Annotated in this window: 23 protein-coding genes; 17 read left to right on the top strand and 6 right to left on the bottom strand. The window is 72.3% G+C overall.

Translation table 11 applies throughout. The features are described 5' to 3' along the window. Nucleotides 1–84: 84 nt before the first annotated feature. From ACGWYJ_RS13895 to ACGWYJ_RS13885, 3 genes are read right to left on the bottom strand one after another with little or no spacing between them, the layout of a single operon-like run. A complete protein-coding gene (locus ACGWYJ_RS13895) occupies nucleotides 85–978 on the bottom strand; it encodes an EamA family transporter (protein WP_395106338.1) in 894 nt (297 codons plus the stop codon). After that, on the bottom strand, nucleotides 975–1,751 hold the full coding sequence (locus ACGWYJ_RS13890; protein ID WP_395106337.1) for an ABC transporter permease: 777 nt from the start codon (nucleotides 1,749–1,751) through the stop codon (nucleotides 975–977). The genes ACGWYJ_RS13895 and ACGWYJ_RS13890 overlap by 4 nt, the downstream gene beginning before the upstream one ends. After that, nucleotides 1,748–2,689 (bottom strand): ABC transporter ATP-binding protein, encoded by a 942-nt coding sequence (locus ACGWYJ_RS13885; RefSeq protein WP_395106336.1) that lies wholly within the window; start codon nucleotides 2,687–2,689, stop codon nucleotides 1,748–1,750. The genes ACGWYJ_RS13890 and ACGWYJ_RS13885 overlap by 4 nt, the downstream gene beginning before the upstream one ends. A gap of 517 nt (nucleotides 2,690–3,206) precedes the next feature. On the opposite strand from ACGWYJ_RS13885, the gene ACGWYJ_RS13880 reads away from it, so the two are divergent. The 9 genes from ACGWYJ_RS13880 to ACGWYJ_RS13840 all read left to right on the top strand — a co-directional run bounded on the left by ACGWYJ_RS13880 (nucleotide 3,207) and on the right by ACGWYJ_RS13840 (nucleotide 10,779). Next, nucleotides 3,207–4,004, top strand: a complete 798-nt coding sequence (locus tag ACGWYJ_RS13880) for a helix-turn-helix transcriptional regulator (RefSeq protein ID WP_395106335.1) — start codon at nucleotides 3,207–3,209, stop codon at nucleotides 4,002–4,004. Next, nucleotides 4,001–5,413: a Fe-S cluster assembly protein SufB gene (gene sufB / locus ACGWYJ_RS13875; RefSeq protein ID WP_395106334.1), complete on the top strand. Its 1,413-nt coding sequence runs from the start codon at nucleotides 4,001–4,003 to the stop codon at nucleotides 5,411–5,413. Before ACGWYJ_RS13880 ends, sufB begins: the two co-directional genes overlap by 4 nt. Then, nucleotides 5,413–6,636, top strand: a complete 1,224-nt coding sequence (gene sufD / locus ACGWYJ_RS13870) for a Fe-S cluster assembly protein SufD (RefSeq protein WP_395106333.1) — start codon at nucleotides 5,413–5,415, stop codon at nucleotides 6,634–6,636. Before sufB ends, sufD begins: the two co-directional genes overlap by 1 nt. Further along, nucleotides 6,633–6,995 carry a non-heme iron oxygenase ferredoxin subunit gene (locus tag ACGWYJ_RS13865; protein ID WP_395106332.1) on the top strand — a complete coding sequence of 121 codons (363 nt, stop codon included), beginning with the start codon at nucleotides 6,633–6,635 and terminating at the stop codon, nucleotides 6,993–6,995. The genes sufD and ACGWYJ_RS13865 overlap by 4 nt, the downstream gene beginning before the upstream one ends. Nucleotides 6,996–7,025: 30 nt before the next feature. After that, complete coding sequence (gene sufC / locus ACGWYJ_RS13860; RefSeq protein ID WP_395106331.1) at nucleotides 7,026–7,790, top strand: Fe-S cluster assembly ATPase SufC; 765 nt, start codon at nucleotides 7,026–7,028, stop codon at nucleotides 7,788–7,790. Beyond that, nucleotides 7,787–9,067, top strand: a complete 1,281-nt coding sequence (locus ACGWYJ_RS13855) for a cysteine desulfurase (RefSeq protein ID WP_395106330.1) — start codon at nucleotides 7,787–7,789, stop codon at nucleotides 9,065–9,067. Before sufC ends, ACGWYJ_RS13855 begins: the two co-directional genes overlap by 4 nt. A gap of 96 nt (nucleotides 9,068–9,163) precedes the next feature. After that, the gene (gene sufU / locus ACGWYJ_RS13850; RefSeq protein WP_395106329.1) at nucleotides 9,164–9,619 is read left to right on the top strand and encodes a Fe-S cluster assembly sulfur transfer protein SufU; all 456 of its coding nucleotides are present in this window, start codon (nucleotides 9,164–9,166) and stop codon (nucleotides 9,617–9,619) included. After that, entirely contained in the window at nucleotides 9,616–10,005 is a 390-nt protein-coding gene (locus ACGWYJ_RS13845; protein WP_395106328.1) for a metal-sulfur cluster assembly factor, read from the top strand. Before sufU ends, ACGWYJ_RS13845 begins: the two co-directional genes overlap by 4 nt. Nucleotides 10,006–10,008: 3 nt before the next feature. Then, nucleotides 10,009–10,779 (top strand): class I SAM-dependent methyltransferase, encoded by a 771-nt coding sequence (locus ACGWYJ_RS13840; RefSeq protein WP_395106327.1) that lies wholly within the window; start codon nucleotides 10,009–10,011, stop codon nucleotides 10,777–10,779. On the opposite strand, the gene ACGWYJ_RS13835 is transcribed toward ACGWYJ_RS13840, so the two are convergent. Continuing rightward, nucleotides 10,754–11,377 carry a hypothetical protein gene (locus ACGWYJ_RS13835; protein ID WP_395106326.1) on the bottom strand — a complete coding sequence of 208 codons (624 nt, stop codon included), beginning with the start codon at nucleotides 11,375–11,377 and terminating at the stop codon, nucleotides 10,754–10,756. The genes ACGWYJ_RS13840 and ACGWYJ_RS13835 overlap by 26 nt on opposite strands. Nucleotides 11,378–11,528: 151 nt before the next feature. Between ACGWYJ_RS13835 and ACGWYJ_RS13830 the strand changes: the two genes are divergently transcribed. Next, nucleotides 11,529–12,719, top strand: a complete 1,191-nt coding sequence (locus ACGWYJ_RS13830; protein ID WP_395106325.1) for a sensor histidine kinase — start codon at nucleotides 11,529–11,531, stop codon at nucleotides 12,717–12,719. Beyond that, nucleotides 12,716–13,348 (top strand): response regulator, encoded by a 633-nt coding sequence (locus ACGWYJ_RS13825; RefSeq protein WP_395106324.1) that lies wholly within the window; start codon nucleotides 12,716–12,718, stop codon nucleotides 13,346–13,348. The genes ACGWYJ_RS13830 and ACGWYJ_RS13825 overlap by 4 nt, the downstream gene beginning before the upstream one ends. Here ACGWYJ_RS13825 and ACGWYJ_RS13820 read toward each other — a convergent pair. Beyond that, nucleotides 13,340–13,723 (bottom strand): hypothetical protein, encoded by a 384-nt coding sequence (locus tag ACGWYJ_RS13820; RefSeq protein WP_395106323.1) that lies wholly within the window; start codon nucleotides 13,721–13,723, stop codon nucleotides 13,340–13,342. The two genes, ACGWYJ_RS13825 and ACGWYJ_RS13820, sit on opposite strands and share 9 nt — an antisense overlap. After that, nucleotides 13,696–14,463 carry an AIM24 family protein gene (locus ACGWYJ_RS13815; RefSeq protein WP_395106322.1) on the bottom strand — a complete coding sequence of 256 codons (768 nt, stop codon included), beginning with the start codon at nucleotides 14,461–14,463 and terminating at the stop codon, nucleotides 13,696–13,698. Before ACGWYJ_RS13815 ends, ACGWYJ_RS13820 begins: the two co-directional genes overlap by 28 nt. A 109-nt stretch (nucleotides 14,464–14,572) precedes the next feature. On the opposite strand from ACGWYJ_RS13815, the gene ACGWYJ_RS13810 reads away from it, so the two are divergent. From ACGWYJ_RS13810 to ACGWYJ_RS13785, 6 genes are all read left to right on the top strand, one after another. Continuing rightward, a complete protein-coding gene (locus ACGWYJ_RS13810) occupies nucleotides 14,573–14,968 on the top strand; it encodes an ABC transporter permease (RefSeq protein WP_395106321.1) in 396 nt (131 codons plus the stop codon). A 112-nt stretch (nucleotides 14,969–15,080) separates the two neighbouring features. After that, nucleotides 15,081–15,746, top strand: a complete 666-nt coding sequence (locus ACGWYJ_RS13805; protein ID WP_395106320.1) for an EAL domain-containing protein — start codon at nucleotides 15,081–15,083, stop codon at nucleotides 15,744–15,746. Continuing rightward, the gene (locus tag ACGWYJ_RS13800; RefSeq protein ID WP_395106319.1) at nucleotides 15,746–16,399 is read left to right on the top strand and encodes an AIM24 family protein; all 654 of its coding nucleotides are present in this window, start codon (nucleotides 15,746–15,748) and stop codon (nucleotides 16,397–16,399) included. The genes ACGWYJ_RS13805 and ACGWYJ_RS13800 overlap by 1 nt, the downstream gene beginning before the upstream one ends. Nucleotides 16,400–16,404: 5 nt before the next feature. Further along, complete coding sequence (locus ACGWYJ_RS13795) at nucleotides 16,405–17,166, top strand: AIM24 family protein (RefSeq protein ID WP_395106318.1); 762 nt, start codon at nucleotides 16,405–16,407, stop codon at nucleotides 17,164–17,166. A gap of 142 nt (nucleotides 17,167–17,308) precedes the next feature. Continuing rightward, nucleotides 17,309–18,907, top strand: coding sequence for an ABC-F family ATP-binding cassette domain-containing protein (locus ACGWYJ_RS13790; protein ID WP_395106317.1), 1,599 nt, complete (start codon nucleotides 17,309–17,311; stop codon nucleotides 18,905–18,907). Between the two features lie 116 nt (nucleotides 18,908–19,023). Further along, complete coding sequence (locus tag ACGWYJ_RS13785; protein WP_021596738.1) at nucleotides 19,024–19,236, top strand: helix-turn-helix domain-containing protein; 213 nt, start codon at nucleotides 19,024–19,026, stop codon at nucleotides 19,234–19,236. Nucleotides 19,237–19,328: the final 92 nt, after the last annotated feature.

Raw genomic sequence — 19,328 nt, 5'->3', positions numbered from 1 at the left:
CTTGCCCGATGATCCTTCCACGTCCGCGGCGGCGGCCGCCACACGAGCCCCGGGACGAGCGGGGGCACGAGCGCGGGCACGAGCCTAGGGCTCCGGCGCGGCCGGGCGCGGCCTCTCGGGGCCGAGGGTGGCGCCCGCGCAGGCCACGACGACGCACACGATCGCCAGCCACTGGCGGAGGTTCAGGATCTCGCCGAGCAGCACCACGCCGACCAGGGCCGCCACCGCGGGCTCCAGGCTCATCAGGATCCCGAACACGCGGGCCGGCATGCGGCGCAGCGCCTCCAGCTCCAGGGAGTACGGGATCACCGACGACATCAGGCCCACGCCGGCGCCCAGCGCCAGCAGCCGCGGGTCGAGCAGGGCGCCGCCGCCCTCGACGACGCCGGCGGGCAGGACCGCGACCGTGCCGACGACGCTGGCCAGGGCCAGCCCCGACGACCCCGCGAACCGGCGCCCCGTGGCGGCGCTGAGCAGGATGTAGGACGCCCAGCAGGCCCCGGCGGCCAGCGCGAACGCGATGCCCACCGGGTCGGCGTGCCCGCCGCCGCGGGACAGCGTGACCACGCCCGCGCCCGCCAGCACCGCCCACAGCAGGTCGCGCGGGCGCCGGGACGCCGCGATCGCCACCCCCAGCGGGCCGAGGAACTCGATCGTGACCGCCATGCCCAGCGGGATCCGCGAGAACGACTGGTAGATCGAGAAGTTCATGACCGCCAGGGAGAGCCCGAAGCAGGCGGCGACGCCCAGGCTCCCGCGGTCGTGGTCGCGCAGCGCTCCGCGCAGCGCCTTGCGCGCCACGAAGCCCAGCACGATCGCCGAGGTCAGCAGCCGAAGGAGCACCATCGCGCTGGGCGGCATCCGGTCGAACAGGTGCTTGGCCAGCCCGGCGCCGGCCTGAAGCGACAGGATGCCCATGAGGATCAGCGCGGGGGGTGGCAGCGCCACCCGATCCCGGACCGTCCCCGGGCGGCTCATTCCCAGCGGAAGAAGCGCGCGGCCAGCACCGTCCCCGCGACCGCCCAGACGGCCAGGACGAGCAGGGGGCCGCCAGGGAACGCCACACCGTCCTGGAGCACCCGGCGCAGGCCGTCGGCCAGGGCGGAGATCGGCAGCAGCTCCAGCGCGGCACGCACCGCCGAGGGGAAGCGGTCCAGCGGGAACACCACGCCGCCGGTCGCCAAAAGCAGGACGTACACCAGGTTGGCGGCGGCCAGCGTCGCCTCGGCGCGCAGCGTGCCCGCCATGAGCAGCCCGAAGCCGCTGAACGCCGCGGTGCCCAGGAGGACCGGCGCCAGCGCCGACAGCGGGTCGCCGTCCGGCCGCCAGCCCATCGCCAGCGCGACCGCGCAGATCAGGACGGCCTGGAGCGCCTCCACCACGAGCACGGTGAGGGTCTTGGCGGCGACCAGCCCGGAGCGGGGAAGGGGGGTGGCGCCCAGCCGTTTCAGGACGCCGTAGCGGCGCTCGAACCCGGTGCCGATGGCCTGGCCGGTGAAGGCGGTCGACATCACCGCGAGCGCCAGGACGCCGGGTGTGAGGAAGTCCACGCGCGGACCGGGACCCAGGTCCAGCAGGGACGTCCCGCCGAACAGGAGCAGCAGCACCACCGGGATGATCAGGGTGAGCAGCAACTGCTCGCCGTTGCGCAGCAAGGTGCGCAGCTCGTATCCGGCCTGTGCCGCGATCATCCGGGGCAGCCGGGCCGCCCCCGGCGCCGGGCTCAGATCGAGCGAGGGCGTGGCGGTCATGGCCTCAGCTCCCGGCCGGTCAGCTCCAGGAACACGTCCTCCAGGGTGCGCCGCTCGATCCGCAGCTCCTCGGCCATGACGCCGTGCGAGGCGCACCAGGCCGTGACCGTGGCCAGGAGCTCCGGCCCCACCTCGCCCTCGACCACGTAATGGCCGGCCGGGGACTCCTTCGCGGCGCTGCCCACGGGCAGCGCGGACAGCAGCTCATCCAGGCCCAGTCCCGGGCGCGCCCGGAACCGGAGCTGGCGTTCGGCGCCCGCGAGCTCGGCCGGGGTGCCCTGGGCGACGACCGTGCCGTGGTCGACGATGACGACCTGGTCGGCCAACCGTTCGGCCTCCTCCATGTAGTGCGTGGTGAGCACCACCGACGTCCCGGCGGCGCGCAGCTCCTCGATCAGCTCCCAGGTGGAGTGCCTGGCCTGCGGGTCGAGCCCGGTGGTGGGCTCGTCCAGGAAGACCAGCTCGGGCCTGCCGACCAGGGCGACCGCCAGGGAGAGGCGCTGCCGCTGCCCGCCCGACAGACGCCGGATCGGGACGCGGGCCTGCGCGGTCAGCCCGAGGCGCGCGAGCAGCGCGGCGGGGTCGAGCGGGGTGCTGTGGAAGGAGGCGACCAGCCGCAGGAACTCGCCCGCGCGGGCCGTGCCGGGGACGCCCTCGGACTGCGGCATGACGCCGACCCTCGCCTTGAGCGCCCGGCCGTCGGACACCGGGTCGAGGCCGAGGACCCGCACCGTTCCCGAGTCGGCGCGGCGGAAGCCCTCGCAGATCTCGATCGCGGTGGTCTTGCCGGCTCCGTTGGGGCCCAGCAGCGCGGTGACGGCGCCTTCGGCGGCGCGCAGGGAGAGCCCGTCCAGGGCGGTCGTGGCGCCGTAGCGCTTGACCAGTTCGGTGAGCTCGACCGCGGCGCCTCCGTTCGCGCCGCCCGCTGGGGGTGCCATGGCGACGAGTCTAGGTCCGCGCCGCGCCTGTCCCGCCGCCGCCCCGGCCAAGGTCAATAATTGGACAGGAACGGCAAAAGCCAATAAACCATCTCTGTCATCTGTATTGGGGGGCCGGGATGGGGCTGTCGGCGGACGAGCTTCGCGTGCTGAACGAGATAGCGATGCGCACCGCCGAGGAGGATCCCGCCTACACCCGGCGCATGATGTCTTACGAGCGTCCCAAGGGCGTTCGGAGGCCGCGCTCGGAAATCCGTGACCGCGCGAGGGCGCGCCGTAGGTCCCATCGTTCTCAGCCGTTGCCTTCGCCGCTCGCGTCGCGTCCGGCGCTCATGCTCGGGCTTTTCCTCATCGTCGCTCTATTGACGATGTTCGGGGTGGCCGTCCGGAGCTTGGGGCACACGCACCCGGCCACCATCCCGGACGCGGTAGCGCAGATTAGGTAAGCCTTACCTACGTGAGCCATGACATCCGTGACGCCTTGGCCACCGGGAAGGAATTAAGGCACACTGATGTTGTGAAAAGCGTGGGCGAGAAGACGACGGGGGTGACCGAGCGCGACACGCGCGCCCGGGTGGCCCGGCTCGTCCTCGAACACGGTCCCATCACCGCCTCGGCGCTGGGGGAGCGGGTCGGCCTCACGCCGGCCGCGATCCGGCGCCATCTGGACGCGCTGCTCGCCGAGGGCATGATCGAGGTCCGGCGGACCCGTCCGCAGCCGCGGCGCGGGCGGGGGCGGCCGGCCAAGCGCTTCGTCATCACCGACGCCGGGCGCAGCGCGTTCGTGCACGCCTACGACGACCTGGCGACCAGCGCCCTGCGGTTCCTCGCCGAGAAGGCGGGCTCGCGGGCGGTGACGGAGTTCGCGCGGCGGCAGATCGCCGACCTCGAACGCCGTTACGGGCCCGTGGTGCAGGAGGCCCCGCAGCACCAGCGCGTGCGCAAGCTCGCCGAGGCCCTGTCGGGGGACGGCTACGCGGCCGCGGCCGCCAAGGGGCCACGGCCCGGCGGCGGCGAGGAGCTGTGCCAGCACCACTGCCCGGTCGCGCATGTCGCCGCGGAGTTCCCGCAGTTGTGCGAGGCCGAGACCGAGGCGTTCAGCCGGTTGCTGGGCACACCCGTCCAGCGGCTGGCGACGATCGCGCACGGCGACGGGATCTGCACCACCCACGTCAGCCCGCCCTCGCTGGGAGCGGGCGGCGCCGCGGGCGATGCCGCCGAGAGCGGCACCGGCACGGCGCGCGGCGACGCGCAAGGCAGCGATCGAGAAAGCGACCGAGAAAGCGACGAGGAGTCCGGGAGGACCTCCCTATGACTACGGCAGCCCACCCGGAGCTGGAAGGGCTCGACAGGTACAGGTTCGGCTGGTCCGACCCCGACAAGGCCGGGGCCTCGGCGAGGCGCGGCCTGAACGAGGAGGTCGTGCGCGACATCTCCGCCAAGAAGGGCGAGCCCGAATGGATGCTCGACCTGCGCCTCAAGGGGCTGCGGCTGTTCGACAGAAAGCCCATGCCGACCTGGGGATCGGACCTGTCGGACATCGACTTCGACAACATCAAGTACTTCGTCCGGTCCACGGAGAAGCAGGCGGCGTCCTGGGAAGAGCTCCCGGCCGACATCAAGAACACCTATGACAAGCTCGGCATCCCCGAGGCCGAGAAGCAGCGGCTGATCGCCGGTGTCGCGGCCCAGTACGAGTCCGAGGTCGTCTACCACAAGATCCGCGAGGACCTGGAGGAAAAGGGCGTCCTGTTCCTGGACACCGACACCGGGCTGCGCGAGCACCCGGAGATCTTCCAGGAGTACTTCGGCTCGGTGATCCCGGCCGGTGACAACAAGTTCGCCGCGCTGAACACCGCGGTGTGGTCGGGCGGCTCGTTCATCTACGTCCCGCCGGGTGTGCACGTCGAGATCCCGCTGCAGGCGTACTTCCGGATCAACACCGAGAACATGGGCCAGTTCGAGCGGACGCTGATCATCGCGGACGAGGGCTCCTACGTCCACTACGTCGAGGGCTGTACCGCGCCGATCTACAAGTCCGACTCGCTGCACTCGGCCGTCGTGGAGATCGTGGTGAAGAAGGACGCCCGCGTCCGCTACACCACCATCCAGAACTGGTCGAACAACGTCTACAACCTGGTGACCAAGCGCGCCGTCGCCTACGAGGGCGCCACCATGGAGTGGATCGACGGCAACATCGGCTCCAAGGTCACCATGAAGTACCCGGCGGTGTACCTGCTCGGCGAGCACGCCAAGGGCGAGACGCTGTCGATCGCCTTCTCCGGCGAGGGCCAGCACCAGGACGCGGGCGCCAAGATGGTGCACGCCGCGCCCAACACCTCGTCCACCATCGTGTCCAAGTCGGTGGCGCGCGGCGGCGGCCGCACCAGCTACCGGGGCCTGGTGCAGATCCAGGAGGGCGCGCGGCACAGCAAGTCGACGGTGAAGTGCGACGCGCTGCTGGTCGACCAGATCAGCCGGTCCGACACCTACCCCTACGTGGACGTCCGTGAGGACGACGTGGAGATGGGCCACGAGGCCACCGTCTCCAAGGTGTCGGAGGACCAGCTGTTCTACCTGATGAGCCGGGGCCTGAACGAGGACGAGGCCATGGCGATGATCGTGCGCGGGTTCGTCGAGCCGATCGCGCGCGAGCTGCCCATGGAGTACGCCCTGGAGCTGAACCGGCTGATCGAGCTGCAGATGGAAGGAGCCGTCGGCTGATGGGGCTGGAGACCGGACCGATTTCCGCCCTTCGGGCGAAGCCCGGGGGGTCTGGGGGTCCGCCCCCAGAGGCGACTCTGACGCTGCACGAGAGGGCGTCGTTCGAGGTGGCCGACTTCGACGTGCCGACGGGCCGGGAGGAGGAGTGGCGGTTCACGCCGCTGCGCCGGCTGCGCGGCCTGCACAACGGGAAGGCCCAGGCCGACGGCAAGGTCCTCCTGGAGGTCGACGCGGCGCCCGAGGTGACGGTCGAGCAGGTCGGGCGCGACGACGCCAGGCTCGGCACGGCCTACACCCCGTCCGACCGGGTCAGCGCGCAGGCGTGGGCGTCGTTCACCCAGGCCACCGTGGTGACCGTGCCGAAGGAGACGGTCGCGTCGCGGCCGACGATCCTGCGGCTGCGCGGCGAGGACGCCTCCGCCGCCGCCTTCGGGCACACCACCGTGATCGTGGAGCCGTTCGCCGAGGCCACCGTGGTGCTGAGCCACCATGGCCCGGCGACCTACGCCGACAACGTGGAGTTCGTGGTCGGCGACGGCGCCCGGCTGTCGGTGATCAGCCTCCAGGACTGGGCGGACGACGCCGTGCACGTGTCCCACCAGCACGCCAGGCTGGGCCGGGACGCCCGGTTCGTCTCGCACAACGTCAGCCTGGGCGGCGATCTGGTGCGGATCTCCCCGTCGGTGTCCTATGACGCCCCCGGCGGCGACGCCGAGCTGTACGGGGTGTACTTCGTGGACGGCGGCCAGCACCTGGAGCACCGGCTGCTGGTCGACCACGCGCAGCCGCGCTGCCGCAGCCGCGTCGACTACCGCGGCGCGCTGCAGGACAGGGACGCCCACGCGGTCTGGATCGGCGACGTGATCATCCGTGCCGAGGCCGAGGGCACCGACACCTACGAGCTCAACCGCAACCTGGTGCTGACCGACGGCACCCGGGTCGACTCGGTGCCCAACCTGGAGATCCTCACCGGCGAGGTCGCCGGCGCGGGGCACGCCTCGGCGTCCGGGCGGCTGGACGACGAGCACCTGTTCTACCTGCAGGCGCGCGGCATCACCCGCGACGACGCGCGCCGCATGATCGTACGCGGCTACCTCGGCCAGCTCATCGAGCGGATCGAGGTCGAGGAGATCCGCGCCGGGGTGGAGACCGCGATCGAGGCGGAACTCGACCGGGGGGCCAGGGAACAGGAAGCCGGGAGCCAGGGAGCCGGGGAACGATGACCGCGACGAACGAGACCACGCACGGCGACGGCGGCGCCGCCCGGTTCGTGAAGGTGTGCAGTCTCGCCGAGATCCCCGACGAGGGGGCGCTCGGCGTCGAGGTGGGCGACACGCCCGTGGCGCTGGTGCGCAGCGGCGAGGACGTGTTCGCGGTGAACGACATCTGCTCGCACGCCGAGGTCTCCCTCTCCGAGGGCGAGGTCTACGACGGCACGATCGAGTGCTGGCTGCACGGGTCCTGCTTCGACCTGCGCAGCGGCAAGCCCACCAACCCGCCCGCCACCCAGCCCATCGCCACCTACAAGATCAAGGTCGAGGACGGCGATGTGTACGTCTCGCTGGACGCGGCCGACGACTGAGCGACGACGAAGACTGAGAGATACGAGACCATGACCACCCTAGAGATCCGTGACCTCCACGTGAACGTCGCCGAGGGGAGCGACGGGACGAAGGAGATCCTGCGCGGGGTCGACCTGACCGTGAAGGCGGGCGAGATCCACGCGCTCATGGGCCCCAACGGGTCCGGCAAGTCCACTCTGGCGTACGCCATCGCGGGCCACCCCAAGTACGAGGTGACCCGGGGCTCCGTCACCCTGGACGGCGAGGACGTCCTGGGGATGAGCGTCGACGAGCGCGCCCGCGCCGGGCTGTTCCTGGCGATGCAGTACCCGGTCGAGGTGCCGGGCGTGTCGGTGTCGAACTTCCTGCGCTCGGCGGTCACCGCCGTCCGCGGCGAGGCGCCCAAGCTGCGCGAGTTCTCCAAGGAGATGCGGCAGGCCATGCAGGCGCTGTCGATCGACCCCGCGTTCGCGCAGCGTTCGCTGAACGAGGGCTTCTCCGGTGGTGAGAAGAAGCGCCACGAGATCCTCCAGCTGGAGCTGCTCAAGCCCAAGGTGGCCATCCTGGACGAGACCGACTCCGGCCTGGACGTGGACGCGCTCAAGGTCGTGTCGGAGGGCGTCAACCGGTTCGGCGGCTCCGGCGACACCGGGATCCTGCTGATCACCCACTACACCCGCATCCTGCGGTATGTGAAGCCGCACTTCGTGCACGTGTTCGCCGGTGGCCGCGTGGTGGCCGAGGGCGGCCCCGAGCTGGCCGACGAGCTGGAGGACCAGGGGTACGAGAAGTACCTGAAGGCGGGCGTGGCATGAGCCTCGGAGAGCGGACGGGACTGCTCCCCGAGGAGCTGAGGAAGGACTTCCCGCTGCTGCAGCGCACCGTGCGCGGCGGCCGTGACCTGGTGTACCTCGACTCGGGGGCGACCTCGCAGAAGCCGCTGCGGGTGCTGGACGCCGAGCGGGCGTTCTACGAGCGGCACAACGCGGCCCCGCACCGCGGCGCGCACCTGCTGGCCGAGGAGGCGACCTCGGAGTACGAGGCCGCCCGCGCCACCATCGCCTCGTTCATCGGGGCGGTGCCCGGCGAGATCGTGTTCACCAAGAACACGACCGAGGGGATCAACCTGGTCGCGTACGCGATGAGCAACGCGGCCACGGCGGGCCCGGAATCGGAACGCTTCACGGTCGGCCCCGGCGACGAGATCGTGGTCACCGAGATGGAGCACCACGCCAACCTGGTGCCGTGGCAGGAGCTGTGCCGCCGCACCGGGGCGACGCTGCGGTGGTTCGGGATCACCGACGACGGCCGGCTCGACCTCGCGGAGCTGGACTCGATCATCAACGAGCGGACGAGGCTGGTCGCGCTCACCCACCAGTCCAACGTGCTGGGCACCGTCCCGCCGATCGACCTGATCGGCGCGCGGGCGCGCGCGGTGGGGGCGCTGGTGCTGCTGGACGCGGCGCAGTCGGTGCCGCACCAGCCGGTCGACGTGACGCGGCTGGACGTGGACTTCCTGGCCTTCTCCGGGCACAAGATGCTCGGCCCGACCGGCATCGGCGTCCTGTGGGGCCGCAGGGAGCTGCTGGAGGCGATGCCGCCGTTCCTCACCGGCGGGTCGATGATCGAGGTCGTGCGGATGGAGGGCACCACCTTCATGCCGCCGCCGCAGCGGTTCGAGGCGGGCGTGCCGATGACCGCGCAGGCCATCGGCCTGGCCGCGGCCTGCGACTACCTGTCCGAGGTCGGCATGGACCGCGTCCACGCGCACGAGGAGGCGCTGGTCGCCCACTCGCTGGAGCGGCTCGGCGAGATCCCCGGCGTGCGGGTGATCGGCCCGCTCAGCACCGACGCCCGGGGCGGCGCGGTGTCGTTCACGGTGGAGGACATCCACCCGCACGACGTCGGCCAGGTCCTGGACGAGCTGGGCATCGCGGTCCGGGTCGGGCACCACTGCGCCTGGCCGATCTGCCGCCGCTTCGGCATCCCCGCGACCACCCGGGCGACCTTCTATCTCTACAACACCCTCGCCGACGTGGACGCGCTCGCCGACGGGGTGCGGCAGGCACAGAAGTTCTTCGGCACCCACTGACCGGCCGCGCGGCCGGAGGGCCGTCCCGGAACAGCGCGGGCGGTTCGCCGGTTCCAACCGGAGAGGGAGCCGCGAGACAGCGAGGAAAAGGACGACATGCAGCTCGAGGCGATGTACCAGGAGGTCATCCTGGATCATTACCGCAACCCCCGGAACAAGGGGCTGCGGGAGCCGTACGGGGGCGAGGCGCACCACGTCAACCCCACCTGCGGCGACGAGGTGACGCTGCGCGTGCGCCTCGAGGGCGAGGGCCAGGACGCCCGGGTCGCCGACGTCTCCTACGACGCCATGGGCTGCTCGATCAGCCAGGCGAGCGCGTCGGTGATGAGCGAGCTGATCATCGGCAGCTCGGTCAAGGAGGCGATGGCGGTCGGCGACGCGTTCCTCGCGCTGATGCAGTCGCGCGGCCAGAGCGAGCCGGACGAGGACGTGCTGGAGGACGCCGTCGCCTTCGCCGGGGTCTCGCAGTACCCCGCCAGGATCAAGTGCGCCCTGCTCGCCTGGATGGCGTGGAAGGACGCGACCGCCCGAGCGCTTGGAGAGGCATCATGAGCGACACCCCCGCGAACACCGCAGAGGCCACCGCCGCCGAGCGGGAGCCCACCGAGGCGCAGACCGAGACCGGAGCGCAGAGCGAGACCGAGGCGGAGATCCTCGAAGCCCTGCACGACGTGGTGGACCCCGAGCTGGGCATCAACGTGGTCGACCTCGGGCTGGTCTACGGCGTGCACCTGGACGGCGACGTCGTCACCCTGGACATGACGCTGACCAGCGCGGCCTGCCCGCTCACCGACGTGATCGAGGACCAGGCCGCCAGCGCGCTGGACGGGCTGGTCAAGGACGTCAAGATCAACTGGGTCTGGCTGCCGCCGTGGGGCCCGGACAAGATCACCGAGGACGGCCGCGAGCAACTGCGCGCGCTCGGCTTCAACGTCTGAGCCGTGCGCGCCACGCCCCCCGGCTGGGATCCCGACCTGGCGGCGCGGCGCGCGTCGTCCTTCGGCGCCAGCGCCCGCGCCTACGCCGCCGAACGCCCCGACTATCCCGCCGACGCCGTCCGCTGGGCGCTGGAACCGGCGGGGCCCTCGCCCCGCGTCCTCGACCTGGGGTCGGGCACCGGCAAGCTCACCGAAATGCTGGCGCGGATGGACGTGCGGGAGCTGACCGCCGTCGAGCCCGACCCGGACATGCGGGCCGAGGCCGAGCGGCGCGTCCCCGGCGTCCGCCCGCTGGCGGGAAGCGCCGAGGACATCCCGCTGCCCGGCGGATCGGTGGACGCGGTGCTGGCGGGCCAGGCCATGCACTGGTTCGACCTCGACCGCGCCCTGCCCGAGATCCACCGCGTGCTGGCCCCCGGCGGCGTGGTCGGCGCCCTGTGGAACCTGGACGACGACCGCGTCGGCTGGGTCGCCGGTCTCCAGGAGGCCGCGCGCAGCAGCGTCTCCCTGCGGCACTGGCGTCCCAGGACCATCCCGTCCACCCCGTACTTCCCCGAAGTGGAACGTGCCGAGTTCCCGCACTCCCAGCGCCGCACGGCCGAGTCGCTGGTGGCCACCATCGCCACGCACTCGCACATCCTGGTGCTGGACGAGCGGGAACGCGCCGCCGTCCTGGACCGCGTCCTCACCTACCTGCGCGGCGTCCCGGAGACCGCCGAGGGCGAGTTCGACCTTCCGATCGTCACGCTCACGCTGCGGGCCCGCAGGGCCTGACCGGCTCCGTGCCGGGCTCCGTGTCCGGCTCCGTGTCCGGCGCTGCCGTCTTCTCCGTCTTCCCGGCCTTCGGCTTGGGGGGCCACAGCGTGGCGCTGATCGGCCAGATGGACCAGATCGCCAGGACGTGCAGGAGGCGGCCGACCCAGGCCCAGAGCTGCTCGGTGCGCGACGGGGCTCCCACGAAGACGATCATGGAGATCAGCACGCCGCAGGCGATGGCCGTGGCGAGGGCGGCCTTGCCGAACTCGCGCCACTCGTAGCGGGTCCTGGCCCGGCCGTACTTGGGCTTGCCGCGAGGGGGCGGGCCGCCGGCGTAGCGGTGCGCGAAGCGTTCGTCGGCCCACCGGATCATGCCGCGGCCGAACGCGACCGAGTAGCCGAGGTAGGCGGCCGACAGGCCGTGGGTGAAGTCGGCCGTGGCGCCTCCGCGCAGGTCGATCGCCGTGACGGTCAGCAGCGCCACGTCCAGCAGCGGGAGGCACATCAGCAGCGCGGCGCCGAGCCCGCGGCGGCGCAGCAGGTAGCGGGCCGACAGGCCGGCCGACAGCAGCACCCAGAAACCGATCTCGCAGGCGGCGATCATCACGAGCAGCATCGCGTCCCCTCCCGTTCTCCGGTTCGATGGTCGCGCCCGCGAGGGCGCGGCGCGTCGTCGCGAATGCCGAACGCGGGGTCGTCCGAAGGATGTACGGGCCGCCGTCACGACGGGCGAGGCGGCGCGCCCGCGGCGGTGGTGAGATGGGATCATGCCGAGGATCAAGCGTCCGCCCGCCACCCGGACGGACGGCCTGCTGGCGCTGGCGGCGCTGGCCGGCGGCGTGCTGCTGATCGCGGCCAGGGGGTACGCGATCTGGTGGGGCGACGCCGACCCGGGGCGCGGCTGGCGGCTGGTCCCGCTGCTGGGGCTGGCCGCGATGGTCCCGTTCCGGCGGACGGCGCCCCGCACCGCGCTGGCGCTCGCGACCCCGTTCGAGCTCGCCGACGTGGTCATGGGACCCGGGTTCGTGCCCGCGGTGGTCTACGGCGACCTGCTGTACGCGGCCGGGCTGTACGGGCGGCGGCGCACCGCCGAGCGGTTGCTGGCCACGACCACGGCCGTGGCGCTGATCGTGACGGTGAGCGTCGGCGTGGCGGTGTCGACGGTCAGCGGCGCGGTGATCGCCGGGGCGATCGCGGTGGTGTCCTGGGTGCTGCCGGTGCTGAGCGCGATGGCGGTGCGCGAGCACCGGCTGACCGCCCGCGCGGAGCGGGCGCGCGCCGAGCAGGTCGCGCGGCTGGCCGAGCTGGACCGGCGCAGCGCGGTCAGCGCCGAGCGCGCCCGGATGGCCCGCGAGCTGCACGACGTCATCGCCAACCATCTGAGCGCCGTGGCCCTGCACTCCTCGGCCGTGCTGAAGATGCCCGATCTGGACCGGGACGGCGTCACCCGGGCCATGGAGGTCATCAGGGAGAACAGCGTCCAGGGCCTGGACGAGATGCGCCGCATGATCGGCCTGCTGCGCGAGGGCGAGGCCGAGGATCCGCGGGCGGAGCCGCGGCTGGACGGGCTCGACCGGCTCGTGGGGCAGGCGTCCCGCGCGGACCTGACCGCCGAGCTGAGGATGGAGGGCGAACGGCCGGAACTGCCCGCGGCGGTCGAGCTGGCCGCGTACCGGATCGTGCAGGAGTCGCTGACCAACGCGCTCAAGCACGGCGGGCGGGGCACGGCCCTGGTGCGGGTCGCGTTCTGTCCCGGCCGGGTGGTCGTCGAGGTGACCAGCCCGCTGGGACCGGACGGCGCGCGGCTGCCCGGCGCGGGCGCCGGGCTGATCGGGATGCGCGAGCGCGCCGCCATGGTGGACGGGACGTTCGAGGCCGGGCCGGAGGGCGGCGAGTGGCGGGTCCGCGCGGAGCTGCCGACCGGGCCGCGGACCGCGGTGGAAGGGGATGACCCGTGATCAGGGTGCTGGTGGCCGACGACCAGGCGGCGGTGCGCGCGGGACTGGTGCTGATCCTGGACGGGGCGCCGGGCATCAGCGTGGTCGGTGAGGCGGCCGACGGGGAACGCGCGGTGGAGCTGGCCCGCGCGCTGCGCCCCGACGTGGTGCTGATGGACATCCGGATGCCGCGCCTGGACGGCGTCTCGGCCACCCGGGAGATCGCCGGGTTCGCGGACGTGCTGGTGCTGACGACCTTCGACGTGGACGAGTACGTGTTCGGCGCGTTGCGGGCGGGGGCGGCCGGGTTCCTGCTCAAGGACGTGGACGCCGACCGGCTGGTGGACGCGGTGCGCACGGTCGCGGCGGGGGAGGGGATCATCGCTCCGCGGGTGACCCGCAGGCTGATCGGCGCGTTCGCGGCCGGGCCGGCGCCGGTCCGGGCCCGGCCGCACGGGCTGGACGAGCTGACCCCGCGCGAGCGGGAGGTGTTCGCGTGCCTGGGTGAGGGCCTGTCCAACCAGGAGATCGCGGCGCGCCTGGACATGGCGGAGACGACCACCAAGACGCATGTCAGCCGGATCCTCAACAAGCTGGGGCTGCGCAGCCGCGTCCAGGCCGCCATCCTGGCCCAGGAGACCCTAGGGTGACAGGCCGCGGATCAGGTCGGCGACCCGGACGATGCCGAGGCAGCGGCCGACCTCGTCGGTGACGACCAGGTCGTCGTAGACGCGGTCGCCCTCCTGGCCCGCGGCCCGCAGCGCCGCGACGGCCGGGACGGTGCGCGGCACCAGGCGGGGCGGGTCCGCGAGGAGCGATGCGGGCTTGTGCGCGTACAAAGCGTGGCCGTAGGCGCCCGACAACCGCAACAGGAACCGGGTGCGGTCCACGGTCGCCAGCGGGCGCTGCCGGCCGTCGATGAGCACGACGCTGGTGGTGCCGGTCTCGGCGTTGAGGACGTCCAGGACCTCGTCCGCGGTGGCGTCGTGCCGTACCGTCACGGCGGGCAGCGTGAACTCCGACACCCGCGGCCCGAGGGTGTCGCCCGGACGGCCCCGCCGGGGCTCCTCGCGGGCGGCGACCGGCACCGTGACGCGCATGCCCGGCCGCCATTCCGGCGGGGCCAGCGCCGGTCCCTGGACGAGCCGTACGCCCAGCTCCCGCTGGCGCAGCACCTGTTCCTCTGGTACTGGAACTGGACGCTCTCGCCCGACCCCTGTCCCAGCACGGTCCGCCAGTTGACGTCGGTCACCACGCTCTGCTGCAACTGGCCGTGGTGCGCGACGTAGGCGTGCGGGTCGACGCACAGCGGCATCTGCGGCGTCACCTCCAGCGCGATCGCGGGGCCCTCCGACAGGATCGCGACCATGCCGTGACCGCTGACCTTGGTGGTCGCCAGGCCCTGGCCGGTGCCCATCCCGCGCAGCCCGAGGAACTCCACGCCGGTCTGCAACTGCCCGTCCAGGGCCAGCAGGCTCTCCGACTCCACGAACAGCGTGTCGCCGTGCAGTTGGACGAGCGTGACCTCCGTGGCCTCACTGGCCAGGTAGACGGTGCCATGCCCGGAGACCTCCATGAGGGTCATGCCCTCGCCGGCGATGCGGCGCTTGAGCGCCCCGCGCAGCCCCTCGCCTCCGGTCATGCCCTGCCGTTTGAACGCCATCTGCCCCTCGTAGGCGACCATGGACCCGTTCAGCGCCCTGACGGTCTCGCCCGCGAGATCGACGGCCAGCATCTTCGAGCCGTTCAATCGGAATCGCGTCACAGCGCCACAAGATACCGGCCGGAGGCCGCGCGCACCGTGGTCGCGGCGCGGCGACGGTGCACGACGCGTGCCGTCGCGCGTCCCGGCCGGATCGGGAAAGATGTCGGCCATGTGGATCGCCCCCGACAACCACAGCCCTCTCCGCTGGGCCGTGCCCGCGCTCGTTCTCGCCGCCGGAGCGGTGGTGGCCGCGGCGCTGGCCGCCGAGGGCCGCGCCGGCACCGGGCTGGTCGCGCTGGCCGTGCTGGCCGGGTACGCCGCCGCGCTGGCCTACCGGCGCAACGAGCCGGCGCTGACGATCAGCGAGGGGTTCGGCAGCGGGCACCGGGCACGGGCCCACCTGCGCGCCGCCGCGATGACCGGTGACGTGCTCACCTGCGCCGTGGTCGCCGCGGTCGTGGTGCAGGGGCTGCGCGGCGCCGACATCACCCCGTACGTGTGGCTGGCCGCGCTCGGCGGCGGGACGTACCTGCTGTCGGCGATGGCGGCGGGCCGCCCGTTCTGAGCCCCGCCTCCTCCGTGCCACCCGCCCCGGCGGGGCCGGACACAGAGGAAGTGTGCGTGAACATCTCCTGACAACTACGGTTTCGTCCGGATTGAGGCGGCATGATGCGGATGTGTCAGCCGTTGACGTCCTTCTTCCCGCGCGGGCGGTCTTCCAGCCGGTGGTCGATCTCGACACCGGCACCGTCGTCGCGGTGGAGACGCACACGGGACCTCCGGACCCCGTGGAGGCCGACGCCGGGCATCCCGCCCTGGGCGCCGACCCCGCGGCCGAGGACGTCCGGCGCGCCATCGGCTGCGCCCGCGCCATCGCCGGCCTGGGCACCCCGCTGCCGTTGCAGATCGGCCTGCGCGCCGAGACGCTGACGCACGGCGAGGGGCTGCTGCACGACCTGCACAACGGGTTCACCGGGACCGGCCGCCGGCCCCACGAGATCATCCTGTGCGTCCACGGCGGTTTCGCGCCCGCGCTGCGGCCCGCCGTGGCGTACTCGCTGCGGCGGCTGAGGCAGGCGGGCTACCTCATCGCGCCGGCCGGGCTCGGCGCCGCGCACGCGCCGCTGGACCTGCTGGTGGACGCCGTCCCGTACCTGGTCAGGCTCGATCCCGAGCTGGCCCGCAGGTCCGGGTCGGATCCGCGCCGTGCCGCGCTGGTCGCCTCGCTGGTCGACCTGGCGCACCGGCTGGGCACCCACGTCCTGGCCCCCGGCCTGGCCACCGAGGGACAGGGGCTGGTTTACGTGCAGCCGGCCGAGCGCGGCGGGATTCTGGAGATCTGATGCCCGGATACGAGTCGATCAACTCCAAGATGCTCCAGGTGACGATCGCGCCCGGACAGGAGGTCTACAGCAAGCGCGGCGCGATGCTGGCCTACACCGGACGGGTGTCGTTCGCGCCCACCGCCACCGCCGGGCAGGGCATCGGCGGCACGCTCGGCCGCGCCATGGCGGGCGAGCACAGCGCCATGATGCACGTCACCGGGCAGGGCACCGCGCTGTTCGGGCACGCGGGGCTGGACGTCGAGGTCGTCGACCTGGTCCCCGGCGAGACCCTGGTCGTGGAGGCCGACCGGCTGCTGGTGTACGACGCGACCCTCCAACTCGGGACGCTGTTCATGGGCGAGCAGGGCGGGATGCGGGGCGTGATCCGCGGCGCGGTCAGCGGTCAGGGACTCTTCACCAGCACGCTGAACGGGCAGGGCTCGTGCGCGCTGCTGTCGCACGGCGGGGTCATGGAGCTGCCGATCACCCCCCAGAGTCCCGTCCACGTCGACCCCCAGGCGTACGTCGCGCACCGCGGCCAGGTGCAGAACAAGCTCACCACCGCCGTCGGGCTGCGCGACATGATCGGACGCGGTTCCGGCGAGGGCTTCCAGCTGGAACTGTCCGGCTCCGGCGTCGTCTACGTGCAGGCCAGCGAGAGAAAGATCTGAGACCCGTGACCACTCCCACACCGACGCCCACGTTCAACGCGATGACGCTGCCGTCCAACGACAACGTCAACCCCTACTGCTTCAGCGTGGACCTCAACGGCCAGTGGTTCACGCAGAAGGGCAAGATGATCGCCTACTACGGGCGGATCTCGTTCGAGTCGCTGTCGGCCGGTCCGCTGGACGCCCTGGTCGCGGCCAGCTTCCACTCCCCGCTGTACGCGCACGACTGGATCGTCGCCTCAGGCCAGGGCAGGCTGCTGCTGGCCGACCGCGGCTTCGACGTCAACTCCTACGACCTGGACGACGGCAACCTGACCATCAGGGCGGGGAACCTGCTGGCCTTCGAGCCCGGCCTGGAGCTCAAGCAGTCGATCATCCCGGGCTTCCTCACCCTCATCGGGACGGGCCGGTTCGTGGCCGCCTCCAACGGGCCGGTGCACTTCGTGGAGCCGCCGATCCGGGTGGACCCGCAGGCGCTGCTCGGCTGGGCCGACTGCCCCTCGCCCTGCCACCACTACGACCATTCCTACATGCGGGGCGTGCTGGGCGCGGCCCGCATGATGTTCGGTGTCGGCGGCACGTCCGGCGAGGAGCACCAGTTCGACTTCACCGGGCAGGGCACGGTGCTGATGCAGTCCTCGGAGGTCGTGGCCGACGAGGACACGCTGCTGCGCGACCTGGAGGGCCAGGTCGGCATGCTGGGCGTGGGCGGCCTGCGACGCCTGCACCAGACCATCGGGCAGCGGCTGGCCGCCGAGCGGCAGTGACGGCCCTCGCGCGGCGGGGAATCACGCTCCTCCGGGCGGCGTTCACATCTCACGTACACTGATCACGGCGCGTCGCGGTCGCGGACCGTGACGCGCTTGTTCGTGCCCGCCGCCGTGTCGACGTCCAGGGAAGCCCCTCACCGTGATCATCGCCAAAGACATCGAGCTGCGCGCCGGCTCGCGGCTGCTGATCGAGTCCGCCTCGTTCCGGGTCAACCCGGGCGACCGGGTGGGCTTCGTCGGCCGCAACGGCGCGGGCAAGACGACCCTCACCAAGGTCCTGGCCGGGGAGGCGCTGCCCGCGCAGGGCGAGGTGACGCGCTCGGGCACGGTCGGCTACCTCCCGCAGGACCCGCGCGACGTCGACCTGGAGGAGCCGGCGCGCGACCGCATCCTGTCCGCGCGCGGCCTGGACGAGGTCCTCGCCGAGCTGCGGGAGGCCGAGGAGCGCATGGCCACGGCGTCCGGCGCCGAGCGCGACAAGGCCGTCCGGCGGTACGGGCGGTTGGAGGAGCGGCTGCACGTGCTGGGCGGCTACGCCGCCGAGGCCGAGGCCGCCTCGATCGCCTCCAGCCTGGGCCTGCCCGACCGGGTGATGACCCAGCCGCTGGGCACCCTGTCCGGCGGGCAGCGGCGCCGGGTGGAGCTGGCCCGCATCCTGTTCTCCGGGGCCGACACGCTGCTGCTGGACGAGCCCACCAACCACCTTGACGCCGACTCGATCATGTGGCTGCGCGACTTCCTGAAGTCCCACCAGGGCGGCCTGGTGGTGATCAGCCACGACGTGGACCTGCTGGACGCGGTGGTCAACCGGGTCTTCCACCTGGACGCCAACCGCTGCGTGATCGACGTCTACAACGTCGGCTGGAAGACCTATCTCGCGCAGCGCGAGACCGACGAGCGGCGGCGCAAGCGCGAGTCGGCCAACGCCCAGCGGCAGGCCGCGGCGCTGCTGTCGCAGGCGGACAAGATGCGGGCCAAGGCGACCAAGGCCAAGGCGGCGCAGCAGATGGACCGGCGTGCCCGGCAGCTACTGGCCGGGGTCGAGGGCGAACGGCAGAAGGACAAGGTCGCCAGGATCCGGTTCCCCGAGCCCGCGCCGTGCGGCAGGACCCCGCTGACCGCGACGGGCCTGTCGAAGTCCTACGGCTCGCTGGAGATCTTCACCGATGTGGACCTGGCCATCGACCGCGGCAGCCGGGTCGTGGTGCTGGGCCTGAACGGCGCCGGAAAGACCACGCTGCTGCGGCTGCTGGCCGGGATCGACAAGCCCGACACGGGCACCGTGGTGGCCGGGCACGGGCTGCGCATCGGCTACTACGCCCAGGAGCACGAGACGCTGGACACCGAGCGGTCGGTCCTGGAGAACATGCAGTCCGCGGCGCCCGGCCTGGCGCCGGTCGAGGTCCGCAAGATCCTCGGCTCGTTCCTGTTCTCCGGCGACGACGTGGACAAGCCCGCGGGGGTGCTGTCGGGCGGCGAGAAGACCCGGCTGGCGCTGGCCATGCTGGTGGTGTCCAGCGCCAACGTGCTGCTGCTCGACGAGCCGACCAACAACCTCGACCCGGCCAGCCGCGCCGAGATCCTGGCGGCGCTGCGCACCTTCACCGGCGCCATCGTCCTGGTGACGCACGACGAGGGCGCCGTGGAGGCACTCCAGCCGGAAAGAGTGATATTGCTCCCCGATGGTGTGGAAGACATCTGGAGTGACGAGTTTTCCGATCTGGTGGCGCTGGCGTGACCTGCGGGGCGTTCCAAGCAGATCTTTTCTGGTGGAGTGGGTAGCCGAACGCGCGGGAATGACTGATCATGGCGGGGGATAACGCAGCGGTCACCACATCACTACGGGAGGTACTCGTGGCCGAGACCCTGAAGAAGGGCACCCGCGTGACCGGTGCCGAGCGCGACAAGCTGGCGGCGGATCTCAAGAAGAGGTACGACTCCGGCGAGAGCATCCGCGCCCTGGCAGCCGCCACCGGCCGCTCGTACGGTTTCATCCACCGGATTCTCACCGAGTCCGGCGTCAACCTGCGCGGTCGCGGTGGGGCGACGCGCGGCAAGAAGTCCTGAAAGGGCATCGACCCCCGAATGAGCGCACCGCCTGACCCGCCGCCGCCACCGTCCGAATAGGATTCGGTAGTGGCGGCGGGCAGGCCGCGGGG

Origin of the sequence: Actinomadura sp. SCN-SB, assembly GCF_043906805.1 — a bacterium.
Classification (GTDB): Bacteria; Actinomycetota; Actinomycetes; order Streptosporangiales; family Streptosporangiaceae; genus Spirillospora.
The sequence above is the reverse complement of the archived record's forward strand: the minus strand, read 5'-3'. Positions and strand labels throughout refer to the sequence as shown.

Excerpts from the sequence above, each read along its gene's own strand:
- ACGWYJ_RS13865 (WP_395106332.1), top strand. The coding sequence starts at position 6,633 with ATGACCGCGACGAACGAGACCACGCACGGCGACGGCGGCGCCGCCCGG.
- ACGWYJ_RS13855 (WP_395106330.1), top strand. The coding sequence starts at position 7,787 with ATGAGCCTCGGAGAGCGGACGGGACTGCTCCCCGAGGAGCTGAGGAAG.
- ACGWYJ_RS13800 (WP_395106319.1), top strand. The coding sequence starts at position 15,746 with ATGCCCGGATACGAGTCGATCAACTCCAAGATGCTCCAGGTGACGATC.
- ACGWYJ_RS13885 (WP_395106336.1), bottom strand. The coding sequence starts at position 2,689 with ATGGCACCCCCAGCGGGCGGCGCGAACGGAGGCGCCGCGGTCGAGCTC.
- sufU (WP_395106329.1), top strand. The coding sequence starts at position 9,164 with ATGCAGCTCGAGGCGATGTACCAGGAGGTCATCCTGGATCATTACCGC.
- ACGWYJ_RS13895 (WP_395106338.1), bottom strand. The coding sequence starts at position 978 with ATGAGCCGCCCGGGGACGGTCCGGGATCGGGTGGCGCTGCCACCCCCC.
- ACGWYJ_RS13810 (WP_395106321.1), top strand. The coding sequence starts at position 14,573 with ATGTGGATCGCCCCCGACAACCACAGCCCTCTCCGCTGGGCCGTGCCC.
- ACGWYJ_RS13890 (WP_395106337.1), bottom strand. The coding sequence starts at position 1,751 with ATGACCGCCACGCCCTCGCTCGATCTGAGCCCGGCGCCGGGGGCGGCC.
- ACGWYJ_RS13830 (WP_395106325.1), top strand. The coding sequence starts at position 11,529 with ATGCCGAGGATCAAGCGTCCGCCCGCCACCCGGACGGACGGCCTGCTG.
- ACGWYJ_RS13835 (WP_395106326.1), bottom strand. The coding sequence starts at position 11,377 with ATGCTGCTCGTGATGATCGCCGCCTGCGAGATCGGTTTCTGGGTGCTG.
- sufC (WP_395106331.1), top strand. The coding sequence starts at position 7,026 with ATGACCACCCTAGAGATCCGTGACCTCCACGTGAACGTCGCCGAGGGG.
- sufB (WP_395106334.1), top strand. The coding sequence starts at position 4,001 with ATGACTACGGCAGCCCACCCGGAGCTGGAAGGGCTCGACAGGTACAGG.
- sufD (WP_395106333.1), top strand. The coding sequence starts at position 5,413 with ATGGGGCTGGAGACCGGACCGATTTCCGCCCTTCGGGCGAAGCCCGGG.
- ACGWYJ_RS13845 (WP_395106328.1), top strand. The coding sequence starts at position 9,616 with ATGAGCGACACCCCCGCGAACACCGCAGAGGCCACCGCCGCCGAGCGG.